This is a genomic window from Pseudomonas jinjuensis (genome assembly GCF_900103845.1).
In the GTDB taxonomy this organism is placed as follows: domain Bacteria; phylum Pseudomonadota; class Gammaproteobacteria; order Pseudomonadales; family Pseudomonadaceae; genus Pseudomonas; species Pseudomonas jinjuensis.
Genome location: NZ_FNIJ01000007.1, coordinates 134,759 through 149,010, shown reverse-complemented (window position 1 = coordinate 149,010; position 14,252 = coordinate 134,759). Strand labels below are relative to the sequence as shown.

General features: G+C 66.6%; 14 protein-coding genes. 7 read left to right on the top strand and 7 right to left on the bottom strand.

Annotated features, from left to right (window positions below):
- Nucleotides 1-171 precede the first annotated feature (171 nt).
- From radA to BLR75_RS11935, 3 genes are all read right to left on the bottom strand, one after another.
- Nucleotides 172-1,536 carry a DNA repair protein RadA gene (gene radA, locus BLR75_RS11945; protein WP_084312466.1) on the bottom strand — a complete coding sequence of 455 codons (1,365 nt, stop codon included), beginning with the start codon at nucleotides 1,534-1,536 and terminating at the stop codon, nucleotides 172-174.
- A gap of 385 nt (nucleotides 1,537-1,921) precedes the next feature.
- Complete coding sequence (locus tag BLR75_RS11940) at nucleotides 1,922-2,164, bottom strand: hypothetical protein (RefSeq protein ID WP_090416060.1); 243 nt, start codon at nucleotides 2,162-2,164, stop codon at nucleotides 1,922-1,924.
- 82 nt (nucleotides 2,165-2,246) lie between these two features.
- On the bottom strand, nucleotides 2,247-2,489 hold the full coding sequence (locus tag BLR75_RS11935; RefSeq protein ID WP_084312464.1) for an HP1242/YdcH family protein: 243 nt from the start codon (nucleotides 2,487-2,489) through the stop codon (nucleotides 2,247-2,249).
- Between the two features lie 184 nt (nucleotides 2,490-2,673).
- On the opposite strand from BLR75_RS11935, the gene mscL reads away from it, so the two are divergent.
- On the top strand, nucleotides 2,674-3,072 hold the full coding sequence (mscL, locus tag BLR75_RS11930; protein ID WP_084312463.1) for a large-conductance mechanosensitive channel protein MscL: 399 nt from the start codon (nucleotides 2,674-2,676) through the stop codon (nucleotides 3,070-3,072).
- 91 nt (nucleotides 3,073-3,163) lie between these two features.
- Here the strand turns inward: mscL and BLR75_RS11925 are convergent, their stop codons facing one another.
- The gene (locus BLR75_RS11925; RefSeq protein WP_084312461.1) at nucleotides 3,164-3,940 is read right to left on the bottom strand and encodes a ferredoxin--NADP reductase; all 777 of its coding nucleotides are present in this window, start codon (nucleotides 3,938-3,940) and stop codon (nucleotides 3,164-3,166) included.
- A 71-nt stretch (nucleotides 3,941-4,011) separates the two neighbouring features.
- Here BLR75_RS11925 and BLR75_RS11920 point away from each other — a divergent pair, with 71 nt between their 5' ends.
- From BLR75_RS11920 to BLR75_RS11905, 4 genes are all read left to right on the top strand, one after another.
- On the top strand, nucleotides 4,012-5,136 hold the full coding sequence (locus tag BLR75_RS11920; protein WP_084312459.1) for a methyltransferase: 1,125 nt from the start codon (nucleotides 4,012-4,014) through the stop codon (nucleotides 5,134-5,136).
- 133 nt (nucleotides 5,137-5,269) lie between these two features.
- Nucleotides 5,270-5,644: a DUF2946 family protein gene (locus tag BLR75_RS11915; RefSeq protein WP_090416059.1), complete on the top strand. Its 375-nt coding sequence runs from the start codon at nucleotides 5,270-5,272 to the stop codon at nucleotides 5,642-5,644.
- Nucleotides 5,645-5,764: 120 nt separating this feature from the next.
- Complete coding sequence (locus tag BLR75_RS11910) at nucleotides 5,765-7,783, top strand: TonB-dependent receptor family protein (protein WP_084312455.1); 2,019 nt, start codon at nucleotides 5,765-5,767, stop codon at nucleotides 7,781-7,783.
- Nucleotides 7,784-7,950: 167 nt separating this feature from the next.
- On the top strand, nucleotides 7,951-9,165 hold the full coding sequence (locus tag BLR75_RS11905) for an MFS transporter (protein WP_084312453.1): 1,215 nt from the start codon (nucleotides 7,951-7,953) through the stop codon (nucleotides 9,163-9,165).
- An 80-nt stretch (nucleotides 9,166-9,245) separates the two neighbouring features.
- On the opposite strand, the gene BLR75_RS11900 is transcribed toward BLR75_RS11905, so the two are convergent.
- The 3 genes from BLR75_RS11900 to BLR75_RS11890 are packed head-to-tail and all read right to left on the bottom strand — an operon-like array spanning nucleotide 9,246 to nucleotide 11,820.
- On the bottom strand, nucleotides 9,246-9,383 hold the full coding sequence (locus BLR75_RS11900) for a DUF2474 domain-containing protein (protein WP_084312452.1): 138 nt from the start codon (nucleotides 9,381-9,383) through the stop codon (nucleotides 9,246-9,248).
- A 1-nt stretch (nucleotide 9,384) separates the two neighbouring features.
- Entirely contained in the window at nucleotides 9,385-10,392 is a 1,008-nt protein-coding gene (cydB, locus tag BLR75_RS11895; RefSeq protein WP_084312450.1) for a cytochrome d ubiquinol oxidase subunit II, read from the bottom strand.
- Nucleotides 10,393-10,395: 3 nt separating this feature from the next.
- Nucleotides 10,396-11,820, bottom strand: coding sequence for a cytochrome ubiquinol oxidase subunit I (locus BLR75_RS11890; protein WP_084312448.1), 1,425 nt, complete (start codon nucleotides 11,818-11,820; stop codon nucleotides 10,396-10,398).
- A gap of 442 nt (nucleotides 11,821-12,262) precedes the next feature.
- Here BLR75_RS11890 and BLR75_RS11885 point away from each other — a divergent pair, with 442 nt between their 5' ends.
- Nucleotides 12,263-13,042 (top strand): MetQ/NlpA family ABC transporter substrate-binding protein, encoded by a 780-nt coding sequence (locus BLR75_RS11885; RefSeq protein WP_084312446.1) that lies wholly within the window; start codon nucleotides 12,263-12,265, stop codon nucleotides 13,040-13,042.
- An 82-nt stretch (nucleotides 13,043-13,124) separates the two neighbouring features.
- Complete coding sequence (locus BLR75_RS11880; protein ID WP_084312444.1) at nucleotides 13,125-14,027, top strand: sigma 54-interacting transcriptional regulator; 903 nt, start codon at nucleotides 13,125-13,127, stop codon at nucleotides 14,025-14,027.
- The last annotated feature ends 225 nt before the right edge of the window (nucleotides 14,028-14,252 follow it).

Sequence of the window (14,252 nt, the reverse complement as noted above, 5' to 3'; positions counted from 1 at the left end):
CCCACCCTGCCCGGACACGGGGGGCAGCGAAACGTAGGGTGGATGAGGCTTTTTTCACCCACCATTGCCGGGCCGCATGCGCAGCCGTGGTGGATCGGTGGAGCGTGATCCACCCTACGCACAGGCATTGCTTCGCCGTCGGGCGGGTGCAACCCGCCAGAAAGGTTTCACCTATTCGAACAACGCATCCAGCGCCTGCTCCAGGCGCGTGACCGCCACCACCTGCAGCCCCGCCGGCGCCTCCTTCGGCGCGTTGCCCCTGGGCACGATGGCGCGCTTGAAGCCGTGCTTGGCGGCTTCCTTCAGGCGCTCCTGGCCGCTCGGCACCGGGCGCACCTCTCCGGACAACCCCACCTCGCCGAACACCAGCAACTGGTGATCCAGCGGGCGGTTGCGCAGGCTGGAGATCACCGCCGCCATCAGCGCCAGGTCGGATGCGGTTTCCAGCACCTTCACCCCGCCCACCACGTTGAGGAACACGTCCTGGTCGTAGGTCGGGATGCCGCCATGCCGGTGCAGCACCGCCAGCAGCATGGCCAGGCGGTTCTGGTCGAGGCCGAGGGTGATCCGGCGCGGATTGCCGAGGTGGCTGGTATCGACCAGCGCCTGCACTTCCACCAGCATCGGCCGCGTGCCTTCCCAGGTCGCCATCACCACGCTGCCCGGCACCGATTCCTGGGCGCGGGTGAGGAAGATCGCCGAGGGGTTGGAGACTTCCTTCAGGCCCTTGTCGGTCATGGCGAACACGCCCAGCTCGTTGATCGCGCCGAAGCGGTTCTTCACCGCCCGCAGCAGGCGCAGACGGCCATCGGACTCGCCCTCGAAATACAGCACGGTGTCGACCATGTGCTCCAGCACGCGCGGGCCGGCCAGCGCGCCCTCCTTGGTGACGTGGCCGACCAGGAAGATCGCCGTGCCGCTCTGCTTGGCGAAGCGCACCAGCAGCGCCGCGCTCTCGCGCACCTGGGCAACGCCGCCGGGAGCGGATTGCAGCTGTTCGGTGAAGATGGTCTGGATCGAGTCGATCACCATCACCTTCGGCTGCTCGTGGCGCGCCGTGGCGATGATGCTTTCGATGCAGGTCTCGGTCATGACCTTGAGCTTGTCTTCCGGCAGGCCGAGGCGGCGGGCGCGCATGGCGACCTGCTGCTGGGATTCCTCGCCGGTGACGTACAGCGCCGGCATGCGGCCGGCGATGTTGCAGAGGGTCTGCAGGAGGATGGTGGACTTGCCGATGCCGGGATCGCCGCCGATCAGCACCACCGAACCGTCCACCAGGCCGCCGCCGAGGACGCGGTCGAGTTCGGTGGAAGCGGTGCTGAAGCGCGGGGTTTCCTCGACGCTGACCTCGGCCAGGGTCTTGACGTTGGCCTGCTGCCCGGCCCAGCCGCCCCGCCCGGAGGCGCCGCTGGGCGCGCTTTCGAGCATGGTTTCGACCAGGGTGTTCCAGGCGCCGCATTCGCCGCACTGACCGGCCCATTTGGGGAAGGTGGCGCCGCACTCGGTGCAGCCGTACATGCGCTTGGCCTTGGCCATAGGCGGGACTCCGTCGCGTCGGGACAAAGCGCGCATGATAGCGGCTAATACGGGGAATGTTCTTCGTAGGAGCCAGCTTGCTGGCGATTGGCGGCGCGAACCGGCGACTCCTGGGCTGCCGGTAATTCTGATCGCCAGCAAGCTGGCTCCTACAGGTTCGGAGTTGCTGCATGGCAATCGCAGAATGGGTCGAGCGCAGCGATACCCATCAGGAGAGCATCCGAGGATGCGTTCCCACGCGGGGAGCGTGGGAATGATGGGGAGTGGAGGCCGCGGCGGATAACGCTGGCGCGTTATGCCCTACTGCAATGCGTTGCCGAACCTGTAGGAGCGGGCCATGCCCGCGAAATTCCGGCGGAGCCGGATACGGGTGCGTCCCGAGGAGTCAGCCCGCCAGCCGGCGGAACTGGCACTCCATGTCGTGCTTGAGGGATTCCCGGCGCATGATCAGCGCGGCGATGGAGCAGTCGGGGCGTTCGATGCCTTCCTCGACCCGGGCGATGCGCTGGTCGAGCAGTTCGTACTGGAGCTTCAGGCGCACCAGTCTTTCCTGGGCAAGGCGCTGTGCCTTGTCGGTTTTCTTGCGGTCAGGCAGGGAATGCTTGGTCGAGAAAGTCTTCTTCAGCATGGCAAGGCACCAGCAGGAAATAGGAAAAAGATGACGTGAGCCTACGCCTGCTTCCTACTGGTGCCGTTGATTCCAGTCATGCTCAGGTGGATCGCTTGAGCACTTCGGCGATTTCATCCTTGAGGGTGACGCGCTGGAGCTTGAGGTTGTTCAGTGAGAGATCGTCGAGCGGTTCGCGGCCGTCTTCGACTTCGAAGATTCTCTTGTCGAGGGCCTCATAGCTGGTGGCAAGTTTGGTGAAATGTGCGTCCTTGCCGTGCAGCTGCGTCATCTTGGCTTTGTATTCGGGGAATTCGCGGCTCAACGGGTGGTGCTCGAGTGGCATGGCTGGTCCTCCTCTTTCCCAGTGACTTGCCCTTACAGCCTAGACCACCCGCCGGACTCGGCCCATGTTCGCCGCCAGCCAGCGGCCCAACGGTTGCGGCGCGGGAAAATCGCTCTTCCAGCGGGCGGCAGTGCCGCTAAACTCCCTCCTGTCCCACTTTCTTCCGTTACAAGGAGTTTCCTGCATGAGTCTGCTCAGCGAGTTCAAGGCCTTCGCCGTCAAGGGCAACGTCGTCGACATGGCCGTCGGTATCATCATCGGCGCCGCTTTCGGCAAGATCGTCTCGTCCTTCGTCGGCGATGTCATCATGCCTCCCATCGGCCTGCTGATCGGCGGGGTCGACTTCTCCGACCTGGCGATCACCCTCAAGGCAGCCGAAGGCGACATACCCGCCGTGGTACTGGCCTACGGAAAATTCATTCAGACCGTCATCGACTTCGTCATCATCGCCTTCGCCATCTTCATGGGCGTGAAGGCGATCAACCGCCTCAAGCGCCAGGAAGAAGCCGCCCCGGCGGGGCCAACCAAGGACCAGGAACTGCTCACCGAGATCCGCGACCTGCTCAAAGAGCGGCAAGGGTAGGTTTCAAGCGGCAGGCGTCAGGCCAGGAGCATGAAGCGTCTCCGCTTCCGGCTCTTGCCTGCCGCCTATAGCCTGCAGCCTGCCGCCGCCCTCACCAATAATTCTCCACCGCAATCTGCCCCGGCCGCCGGGTCAGGCTCAGGTTCATGTCGCGCTGCTTCAGGATCTCGCGGGTATCCTCGATCATCTGCGGGTTGCCGCAGAGCATCACCCGCGAGTGTTCCGGCGTCAGTTCCAGGCCCGCCGCACGTTCCAGTTCGCCGTTCTCGATCAGCGTGGTGATGCGCCCGTGCAGGCAGCCCGGCACTTCCTCGCGGGTCACCACCGGGATGAACTGCAGCTTGTGCGCGTACTCCTCCAGATAGTCGCGCCGCGCCAGGCCCTCGATCAGGTCGAGATAGGCCAGCTCGCGCTTCTCCCGTGCGCTGTAGACCAGCTTGATGGTCTCGAAGCGTTCCCACACCTCGAAGTCCTGCAGGATCGACAGGAACGGCGCCAGCCCGGTGCCGGTGGCCAGCAGCCAGAGATCGCGGCCGTCGACGAAGCGGTCGAGGGTCAGGAAACCGAACGCCTGGCGGTCGATCAGCAACTGGTCGCCTTCCTTCAGCCGGCTCAGCTCGCTGGTGAATTCACCGCCCGGCACGACGATGGAAAAGAATTCGAGGAATTCGTCGTGCGGCGCCGAAACCATCGAATAGGCGCGCCAGACGATGCTGCCGCTGGGCTTGTACACGCCGAGACGGGCGAACTGCCCGGCGCGGAAGCGGAACCCCGGGTCGCGCGTGGTGCGCAGGGTGAACAGGCTCGGCGTCAGTGTCTGCACGTCCTGCAGCGTCTGGCGGGTGAACTTCTCTTCGCTGGCGGTCATACTCCGCTCCCTATCAAAAGCCATGCGCCTAGTTTCTCCTATCGAGAAGCCGGTAAACACCGCCAGTTCCTATGCCTATTCTGACCAGCCCCTTCGCCCAGCTCGACCTGATCCGCCAGCCCGACCAGCGCAACGACCCGCTGCAGGCCTTCGACGCGGCCGACGAGTACCTCCTGAAACAGACCGCCGAGGACGGCCTGCGCGCCGACGAGCGGGTGCTGGTGCTCAACGATGGCTTCGGCGCCCTCGCCGCCAGCCTGGCCGGTCACGCCCGGGTGAGCAGCAGCGGCGACTCCTTCCTCGCCGTCCTGGCGCTGCACAAGAACCTGGCGCGCAATGGCCTGGCGGAAGACGTGGTGCGCTTCATCCCGGCCAGCGAGACCGCCGAAGGGCCATTCGACCGGGTGCTGATCCGCATTCCCAAGACCCTGGCGCTGCTGGAGGAACAGCTGATCCGCCTGCAGGGCCACCTGGCGCCCGGCGCGCGGGTGATGGCCGGGGCGATGATCAAGCACCTGCCACGCGCCGCCGGCGACCTGCTGGAGAAGTACCTCGGCCCGGTGCAGGCCTCCCTCGCCGAGAAGAAGGCGCGCCTGCTGTTCGTCACAGTCGAGGAAAAGCCTCGGGCCGCCTCGCCCTACCCGACCCGCTACCGTCTCGACCAGCCGCCCCTGGAACTGCTCAACCACGCCAACCTGTTCTGCCGCGAAGGCCTGGACATCGGCACCCGCGCCTTCCTCCCGCACCTGCCGCGCCACCTCGGCCGGGCACGGGTCGCCGACCTCGGCTGCGGCAACGGCATCCTCGCCATCGCCAGCGCGCTGGAGAATCCCGAGGCCAGCTACACCCTGGTCGACGAATCCTTCATGGCCGTGCAGTCGGCGCGGGAGAACTGGCAGGCCGCGCTCGGCGACCGTCCTGTGGATATCCGTGCCGACGACGGCCTCGCCGGGCAACCGGCGGATTCGCTGGACCTGGTGCTGTGCAACCCGCCCTTCCACCAGCAGCAGGTGGTCGGCGACTTCCTCGCCTGGCGCATGTTCCAGCAGGCGCAGCGAGCGCTGGTGCCGGGCGGCCAGCTGTGGATCGTCGGCAACCGCCACCTTGGCTACCATGCCAAGCTCAAGCGCCTGTTCCGCGGCGTCGAGCAGGTGGCGGCGAATCCGAAATTCGTGGTGCTGAAGGCTTCGAAATAGCTCTCCGCTCATCCGCCGACCAGTGAACTGCCAGCAGTTTGACAGCACCCGGTCGCCGGCTATGTTCAATCCAGGGATGCACGGAAAGCCTGGAAACAGGTTCGTCAGCAGCATTACCCGCAGGGACCGAGTCATGGACGTTGCCCGTCGCCACCGCTCACTGATCGCCTGGGTGCTCTACGGCAGCATCCTGCTGAGCGCGTTCGTCTGCAGCATCGTGCACGGACACATGGGCGGGCTGCAGCTCGGCGGCGTCGGCGGACTCTACTGCTCCAGCGCGGATTTCGGCCCGGCCGCCCTGGATGACGTCGACACTCCGGCCACCGGCCACGCGCAACTCAACGCCCTCGACTGTCCCCTCTGCGGCGCCCTGATCCTCGGCGTCGCCGCGCTGTTCCTGCTCGCCTGGCTGCGCCGCCCGGCCAGCCGACCGTTCCGCCATCCCGCGCCACGGGTCTTCGCCTCACCCCGCGACAACTGGCCCCCGGCCAATCCCCGCGCGCCCTAGCGCATTCCTCCGTTCCAGCGGCAATCCACAGACGGCATCGGCTGCGCATGCGGCCGTGTCTGCGCGTCGCGGCCTTGCATGCCGGCGACCGGAACCTGACTCAAGACCAAGGAATGCACCATGCGCACTATTCCCAAACTGAGCATGCTCGCCCTGAGCATCAGCCTCGCCTCCCTGGCCCAGGCCGACCACCTGGAAATGGAAAACACCACCATCGTCGGCCAGCACCAGTTCGACCCCACCGCGCCGACCATCGAGGAGAAGAAGGCCGAGTTCGGCCACATCCCCGGCGGCGCCACGCTGGTCGACGCCGAGACCTACAAGACCGGCCGCACCAGCACCCTGCAGGACGCCCTCGGCCTCGCCCCCGGCGTGTTCATCCAGCCGCGCTTCGGCGCCGAGGAAGCGCGCCTGTCGATCCGCGGTTCCGGCCTGCAGCGCACCTTCCACGGCCGCGGCCTGCTGCTGATGCAGGACGGCGCGCCGGTCAACCTGGCCGACGGCAGCTTCGACTTCCAGACCATCGAACCGCTGGCGGTGGACCACATCGAAGTGCTGCGCGGCGCCAACGCCTGGCGCTACGGCGCGGCCAACCTCGGCGGGGCGATCAACTTCGTCAGCCCCACCGGCAAGACCGCACCGCCGGTGGACCTGCGCCTGGAAGCCGGCAGCTTCGACTACAACCGCCAGTACGCCGCGGTGGCCCAGGACTTCGGCGGCCTCGACGGCTACCTCAGCGCCAACAACTACAGCCAGGACGGCTTCCGCGACCACGCGCGGCAGGAGAACCAGCGCTACTTCGCCAACCTCGGCGGCAAGATCAACGAGAACCTCGCCAGCCGCCTGTACCTGACCCACGTGGAATCCGACTCCGACCTGCCGGGCAACCTGACCAGGGCGCAGATGCGGCGCAACCCGGAACAGGCCGCGCCGGGCAACATCACCGGCGACCAGCAGCGCAACTACATCCTCGACCGCATCGGCAACGTCACCACCCTGCAGCTCGGCGGCGGGCACAGCCTGCAGCTGTCCTCCTACTACAGCGAGAAATCGCTGTTCCACCCGATCTTCCAGGTGCTCGACATCGACAGCGAGGACTACGGCCTGCGCCTCGCGCACATCTGGGAGAACGAGCAGGGCTGGAGCTGGCACGGCGGCGTGGAGACCTCCCACGGGCGCAACCAGCAGGACAACTACCTCAACGTCGGCGGGCACAAGGGCGCCAAGGTCGACGACCTCGACCAGACCGCGCGCAACCTCAACGCCTTCGGCGAACTGGCGATTCCCGTCGCCGAGCAGTGGAAGCTGATCGGCGGCCTCAGCTGGCTGCACCAGCAGCGCGACTCCGACGACAAGCTGGTGATCGGCCGCGACACCAGCTTCGACAAGACCTATACCGGCCGTATCGGCCGCATCGGCCTGCTCCACGAACTGGCGCCCGGCGCGCAGATGTTCGCCAACTTCAGCCAGAGCTTCGAGCCGCCGACCTTCAGCGAGCTCACCGGCGGCCAGGTGATCGCCTTCGCCCCCAACGACGCGCAGAAGGCCAATACCTGGGAAGTCGGCATGCGCTGGTCGCGGGACAACATCGACTTCGACATGGCGGCGTACCGCAGCGAGATCCGCGACGAACTGCTCACCCTCAACGATGCCGACGGCCAGCCGCTGGGCACGGTGAACGCCGACCGCACCATCCACCAGGGCGTCGAGCTCGGCGGCGCCTGGACCCTCGGCCCGGTGGTGCTGCGCGGCCAGTACCTGTTCAACGACTTCCGCTTCGATGACGACGAGGTCTACGGCAACAACCGCCTGGCCGGCGTACCGCGCCAGTTCGTCAAGGGCGAGGCGCTGTGGCAGCAGGTCGGCTGGTACGCCGGGCCGACCTTCGAATGGGTGCCCAGCCACTACAACGTCGACCAGGCCGAGACGCTGTACGCCGACGGCTACGCGATCTGGGGCCTGAAGGCGGGCTTCCGGCCGGAGTCGGGCTTCGGTTTCTTCGTCGAGGGCCGCAACCTCTCCGACAAGACCTACGCCTCCGCCACCGGCGTGATCGCCAACGCCAACGGCCGCGACAGCGCGCAGTTCCTGCCGGGGGATGGGCGCAGCGTCTATGCGGGGATCGAGTGGAGGATGTAACCGAACGTAGGGTGGATGAGGCTTTTTTCATCCACCATTGCGAGGCCGAGTTCGTGGTCATGGTGGATCGATGGAGCGTGATCCACCCTACGCCTGCCCCGACACGACCAACCGGGGCGTGCTAATCTGCCGCACCTTGCTTAGCCACCTAATGAATAGCCCGCTCCATGCCCGCCGACGCCACCTCCCTGCTCCGCCACCGTCCCTTCCTCGCCTTCTGGCTGGCCCGCGTCTGTACCGCCAGCGGTTTCCAGATGCTCACAGTGGCCATTGGCTGGCACATGTACGAGCTGACCAGCAGCGTGCTCGACCTCGGCCTGGTCGGGCTGGTGGAGTTCGTCCCGCGGGTGCTGTTCATGCTGCACACCGGGCACGTCGCCGACCGCTACGACCGCCGCCGGGTGGCGTCGATCTGCCAGGTCGGCCAGGGCCTGATCGCCCTGGCGCTGGTGATCGGCAGCAGCAGCGACAACGTCACCCGCGAGATGATCTTCGTCCTCGCCTTCCTCCTCGGCACGGCGCGCTCCTTCGAGATGCCGACCACCCAGGCGCTGCTGCCGAACATCGTGCCCACTGGCCTGTTCCCCCGCGCGGTGGCGGCTTCCGCCTCGGCGACCCAGGCGGCGACCATCGCCGCGCCGGCGCTCGGCGGGCTGCTCTATGCCTTCGGCGCGTTCTGGGTGTATGCGCCGACCGCCGTCCTGTACTTCATCGCCTGCACCTTGATGCAGACCCTGCCCAGACGTCAGCAGCCGGGCAACCAGGGCAAGGCCTCGCTGGATTCGCTGCTCGCCGGCATCCGCTTCATCCGCAGCCGGCCGGACATCTTCGGCGCCATCTCGCTGGACCTGTTCGCCGTGCTGCTCGGCGGCGCCACCGCGCTGCTGCCGGTGTTCGCCCGCGACATCCTGCTCACCGGCCCCTGGGGCCTCGGCCTGCTGCGCTCGGCGCCGGCGGTGGGCGCGCTGCTGATGTCGTTCTGGCTGGCGCGCTACCCCATCGAGCGCAACGTCGGGCGGATCATGTTCCTGGCGGTGGGCATCTTCGGCCTGGCGACCATCGCCTTCGGCCTGTCCAGCTCGTTCTGGCTGTCCCTCGGCGTGCTGGTGGTACTCGGCGCGGCGGACATGATCAGCATGGTGATCCGCGGCGCCTTCGTGCAGCTGGAAACCCCCGACGAGATGCGCGGCCGGGTCAGCGCGGTGAACGGCCTGTTCATCGGCGCCTCGAACCAGCTCGGCGAATTCGAATCCGGCGTCACCGCGCACTGGCTAGGCACGGTGCCGGCTGTGGTGCTCGGCGGGGTCGGCACGCTGATAGTCACCGGGGCGTGGATGAAACTGTTCCCGACCCTGGCGCAGCGGGATCGGCTGCATTCCTGAAACGCGTCGGGTCGCGGGCATGGCCCGCTCCTACACGGCACCCCACCTGTAGGAGCGGGCCATGCCCGCGACCGACAGGACTACGAACTCAACCCCGCCGCACTCATCGCCATCCGCAGCAGCCAGGCCACCACGCCCAGCGCCAGCACGCTCGCCGTCCAGATCAGCACCAGCCAGCCCAGGCGCCTGTGCAGCGGCGCCTTCCCTTCGTCCTTCATCTCAGTGGTACCCCTCGCCGTGCTTCACCTTGCCGCGGAACACGTAGTAGCTCCAGGCCGTGTAGCCGAGGATGAAGGGGATGATGAACAGCGCGCCGACCAGCGCGAAGCCCTGGCTCTGCGGCGGCGCGGCGGCGTCCCAGATGGATACGGCCGGCGGGATGATGTTCGGCCACAGGCTGATGCCCAGGCCGCTGTAGCCGAGGAAGATCAGCGCCAGGGTGAGCACGAACGGCTTCACGTGGTCGTTGTTCGCCACCGAGCGCAGCAGCGCGTAGAAGCACAGCAGCACCAGCAGCGGCACCGGCATGAACCAGAACAGGTTGGGCAGGCTGAACCAGCGCCGGGCGATGTCCTCGTGGGCCAGCGGCGTCCACAGGCTGACCAGCCCGATCACCGCCAGCAGCACCAGCGCCAGCGGCCGCGCCAGGTCGTGCATGCGTTCCTGCAGGCGGCCTTCGGTCTTCATGATCAGCCAGGTGCAGCCGAGCAGGCTGTAGGCGACGATCAGGCCGAGGCCGCAGAACAGCGGGAACGGCGCCAGCCAGTCCAGCGCGCCGCCGGCGAAGCGCTCGTCGGCCACCGGGATGCCCTCGATGAACGCGCCCAGCGCCACGCCCTGGAAGAAGGTCGCCACCAGCGAGCCGCCGATGAACGCCTTGTCCCAGATGTGCCGCTTGCGCGCCGACGCCTTGAAGCGGAACTCGAAGGCCACGCCGCGGAAGATCAGCCCCACCAGCATCAGGATCAGCGGCAGGTAGAGCGCCGACAGCACCACCGCGTAGGCCAGCGGGAAGGCGCAGAACAGCCCCGCGCCGCCGAGCACCAGCCAGGTCTCGTTGCCGTCCCAGACCGGCGCCACGGTGTTCATCATCACGTCGCGGTCCTCGTCGTCCTTGAAGAACGGATAGAGCATGCCGATGCCCAGGTCGAAGCCGTCCATCACCACGTACATCATGATCCCGAAGACGATGATCACCGCCCAGATCAGCGAAAGGTCGATTCCCATGGCTCAGCTCCTCACTTCCCGGGTATCCGCGTCGTCGTCGCTGGCCGACAGCGGCCGCGCGGCGGTGCGTTTCTGGCCGGGGCCGCCACTGCTGGGGCGGCGACCCTCCTCGGTCTCCGGACCGCGCCGCACCAGGCGCATCATGTAGCCGATGCCGACGCCGAACAGCGAGAAGTACACCAGCACCAGCAGCACCAGGGTGATGCTCATCTGCGTCACGCTGTGGTTCGACACCGCGTCGCTGGTGCGCATCAGGCCGTAGATCACCCACGGCTGGCGGCCGATCTCGGTGGTGAACCAGCCGGCGAGCACCGCGATGAGTCCGGACGGTCCCATGCACATCACCAGCCGCAGGAACGGCCGCGAGCTGTACAGCCCGCCGCACCAGCGCAGCCACAGGCTCCACAGGCCGCAGAGGATCATCAGCATGCCGAGGCCGACCATCACGCGGAACGACCAGAACACCACGGTGGAATTCGGCCGGTCCTCCTTCGGGTAGTCCTTCAGCGCGGGGATCGGCTCGGTCAGGCTGTGCTTGAGGATCAGGCTGCCGAGCACCGGGATTTCCACCTTGAAGCGGGTTTCCTCGCGCTGCATGTCCGGCCAGCCGAACAGGATCAGCGGGGTCGGTCCGCCTTCGCTGTTGTCCCAGTGGCCCTCGATGGCGGCGATCTTCGCCGGCTGGTGTTCGAGGGTATTGAGGCCGTGGGCGTCGCCAATCAGCGCCTGCACCGGGGCGACCAGCAGGGCCATCCACATCGCCATCGACAGCATCTTGCGGATCGCCGGGTTGTCGCGCCCGCGCAGCAGGTGCCAGGCCGCCGAGGCGCCGACGAAGAAGGCGGTGGAGAGGAAGGCGGCGACCGCCATGTGCGTCAGCCGGTAGGGGAAGGACGGGTTGAAGATCACCGCGAACCAGTCCACCGGAATCACCTTGCCGTTGACGATCTCGTAGCCCTGCGGGGTGTGCATCCAGCTGTTGGAGGCGAGGATCCAGAAGGTCGAGATCAGCGTGCCGATCGCCACCATCACCGTGGCGAAGAAGTGCAGTCCCGGGCCGACGCGGTGCCAGCCGAACAGCATGACGCCGAGGAAACCGGCCTCGAGGAAGAACGCGGTGAGCACCTCGTAGGTCAGCAGCGGGCCGGTGACGCTGCCGGCGAAGGTGGAGAACTCGCTCCAGTTGGTACCGAACTGGTAGGCCATCACCAGCCCGGAGACCACGCCCATGCCGAAGTTGACCGCGAAGATCTTCGACCAGAAGTGGTAGAGGTCGCGGTAGACCTCCTCGTGGGTCTTCAGCCACAGCCCTTCGAGCACGGCCAGGTAGCTGGCCAGGCCGATGGTGATGGCGGGGAAGATGATGTGGAAGGACACGGTAAAGGCGAACTGGATCCGAGCCAGGTCGAGCGCCTCCAATCCGGGCATGACGATTCCTCTCAGGTCGATGCCTGCCGCGCGGGCGGCTCCGGCAGCCTGCCTCGCGCACGGGCGCGAGACGTTCTTGCGTGACTTCAGGTTAGGTTCTTATTGGAAGGGCCGGCGGACCGCCGGTTCAGCTTTAACGCGGACTCGCGATCAAACCTGCCAGAACAGAGTTTTGACCCCGCTCAATAAAGCGTTCCGATACTACGCCCGGCTGCGGTGCATTCCGCCGTGGTGGGTTGCCGCGCGGTGGGTTGCCGCGCGACAGGCCGCCTCACTCTTATCCATAAAAAGAATATAAAAATAAATAAACAGTATTTTTATGGAATAAAAAATATCGCTAACGTGTCCCTCACCCGACGCCTCGCGACGCGGAAACCATTTCCCGTCCGGCGGACACCCCGTCCGGACGAAGCCGTACAGCCAGCCCCACAAGGACACTGCGATGAAAAAACTGCTGCTTCTGACTGCCCTCGCCGCCGCCTTCAGCGCCTCGGTCAATGCCAACGAGAAACTGCTGGTGGCCGCCACGCCGGTGCCCCACGCCGAGATCCTCGAACTGATCAAGCCGACCCTGGCGAAGGAAGGCATCGACCTCGAGGTGAAGGTGTTCACCGACTACGTGCAGCCGAACGTGCAGGTCGCGGAGAAACGCCTGGACGCCAACTACTTCCAGACCAGGCCGTACCTGGACAACTTCAACAAGGGCAAGGGCACCGAACTGGTCACCGTCACCGGCGTGCACGTCGAACCCTTCGGCGGCTATTCGAAGAAGTACAAGTCGCTGAGCGAACTGCCCGACGGCGCCACCGTCGCCCTGCCCAACGAGGGCAGCAACAGCGGCCGCGCGCTGATCCTTCTGCAGAAGGCCGGCCTCATCAAACTGAAGGACCCGAGCAACGCCCTGGCCACGCCCAGGGACATCGCCGAGAACCCGAAGAACCTGAAGTTCAGGGAACTGGAATCGGCCCTGCTGCCGCGCGTGCTGGACCAGGTCGACCTCGACCTGATCAACACCAACTACGCGCTGGAAGCCAGGCTCAACCCGGTGAAGGACGCGCTGGTGCTGGAAGACCGCGACTCGCCCTACGTGAACTACCTGGTGGCGCGCCCGGACAACAAGGACAGCGAGGCGCTGAAGAAGCTCTCCGCCGCGCTGACCAGCCCCGAGGTAAAGGCCTTCATCGAGAAGAAGTACGACGGCGCCGTGGTGCCGGCCTTCTGATCCATCGACTCCCATGCGCGGCGCGCTGCGCCCGCTTTCACGCCGGTGACTTGCCGGCGTTTCTTTTTTGGAGATAGCCGCCATGACCCGGCATGAACCCACCCAACCGCTGCTGACCTTCCCCGACGCCGAGAAGAGCCCGCTGAGCATCCGCGCCAAGGCGCTGGTGTTCTTCGACCCGCGCTCGCGCCAGGTGCGCGAGGAAGTCGAGCGCCTGGCGCCGGGTCCGCAGGCGCTGCTGATCCACGGCGAGACCGGCACCGGCAAGGAACTGCTGGCCCGCCACATCCACCGCGCCAGCGAGCGGCACGGGCTGTTCGTCGCGGTCAGCTGCAGCGCGCTGAGCCGCAACTACGCCGAAGCCGAACTGTTCGGCTACGCCCCGGGCGCGCACAACGGCCCGGTGGGCAGCCGCGCCGGCTGGATCGGCTCGGCCAACGGCGGCACCCTCTACCTCGACGAGATCGCCGACCTGCCGCTGTCGCTGCAGGCGAGGTTGCTCCGCGCGCTGGAGGAACGCGAGGTGCTGCGGGTCGGTGCGCAGCAGCCGATTCCCGTCGACGTGCGCCTGGTCGCCGCCACCAGCATCGACCTGGCCCAGGCGGTGCACGCCGGCAAGTTCCTCGAAGGGCTGCAGCACTACCTGCACGACGGCAACCTCGCCCTGCCGCCGCTGCGCCAGCGCGTCGGCGACATCCTGCCGCTGGCCGAGTACTTCCTCGGCGTCTATGCGCAACGGCTGGAACTGCCGGTCCCGCAGATCGGCGTCGAGGCGCAGCGGGCGCTGGAGGCGTACTCCTGGCCGGGAAACATCCGCGAACTGGAAAACGTCGTGCACTTCGCCCTGCTGGTCAGCAGCGGCGACGAGATATTGCCGGAGCACCTGAATTTCTCAGACGCGGCGCTGGGGGATATCGAAAGGCTGCTGCGCCAGCCGGGGGCGGTGGAGAAGGTGCGGGAGTTGCTGGGGCGGCTGGAAGCGTAGGGCAATTTCGCGGGCATGGCCCGCTCCTGCACGGTATCGCTGGAATGTCCGGGTAGGCATAACGCGCCAGCGTTATCCGCCATCCCATCGGCGTGGCCTTATCGGCGGATGAAGCGTTCCGCTTCATGCGCCCTACACCAGCGATTGGCCATGGCGCGAAGACAGTTGCTCCTACACCCAAGGTTCGCGAACAAAATACGCTGAGATGCCGAGACAGTTGCTCCT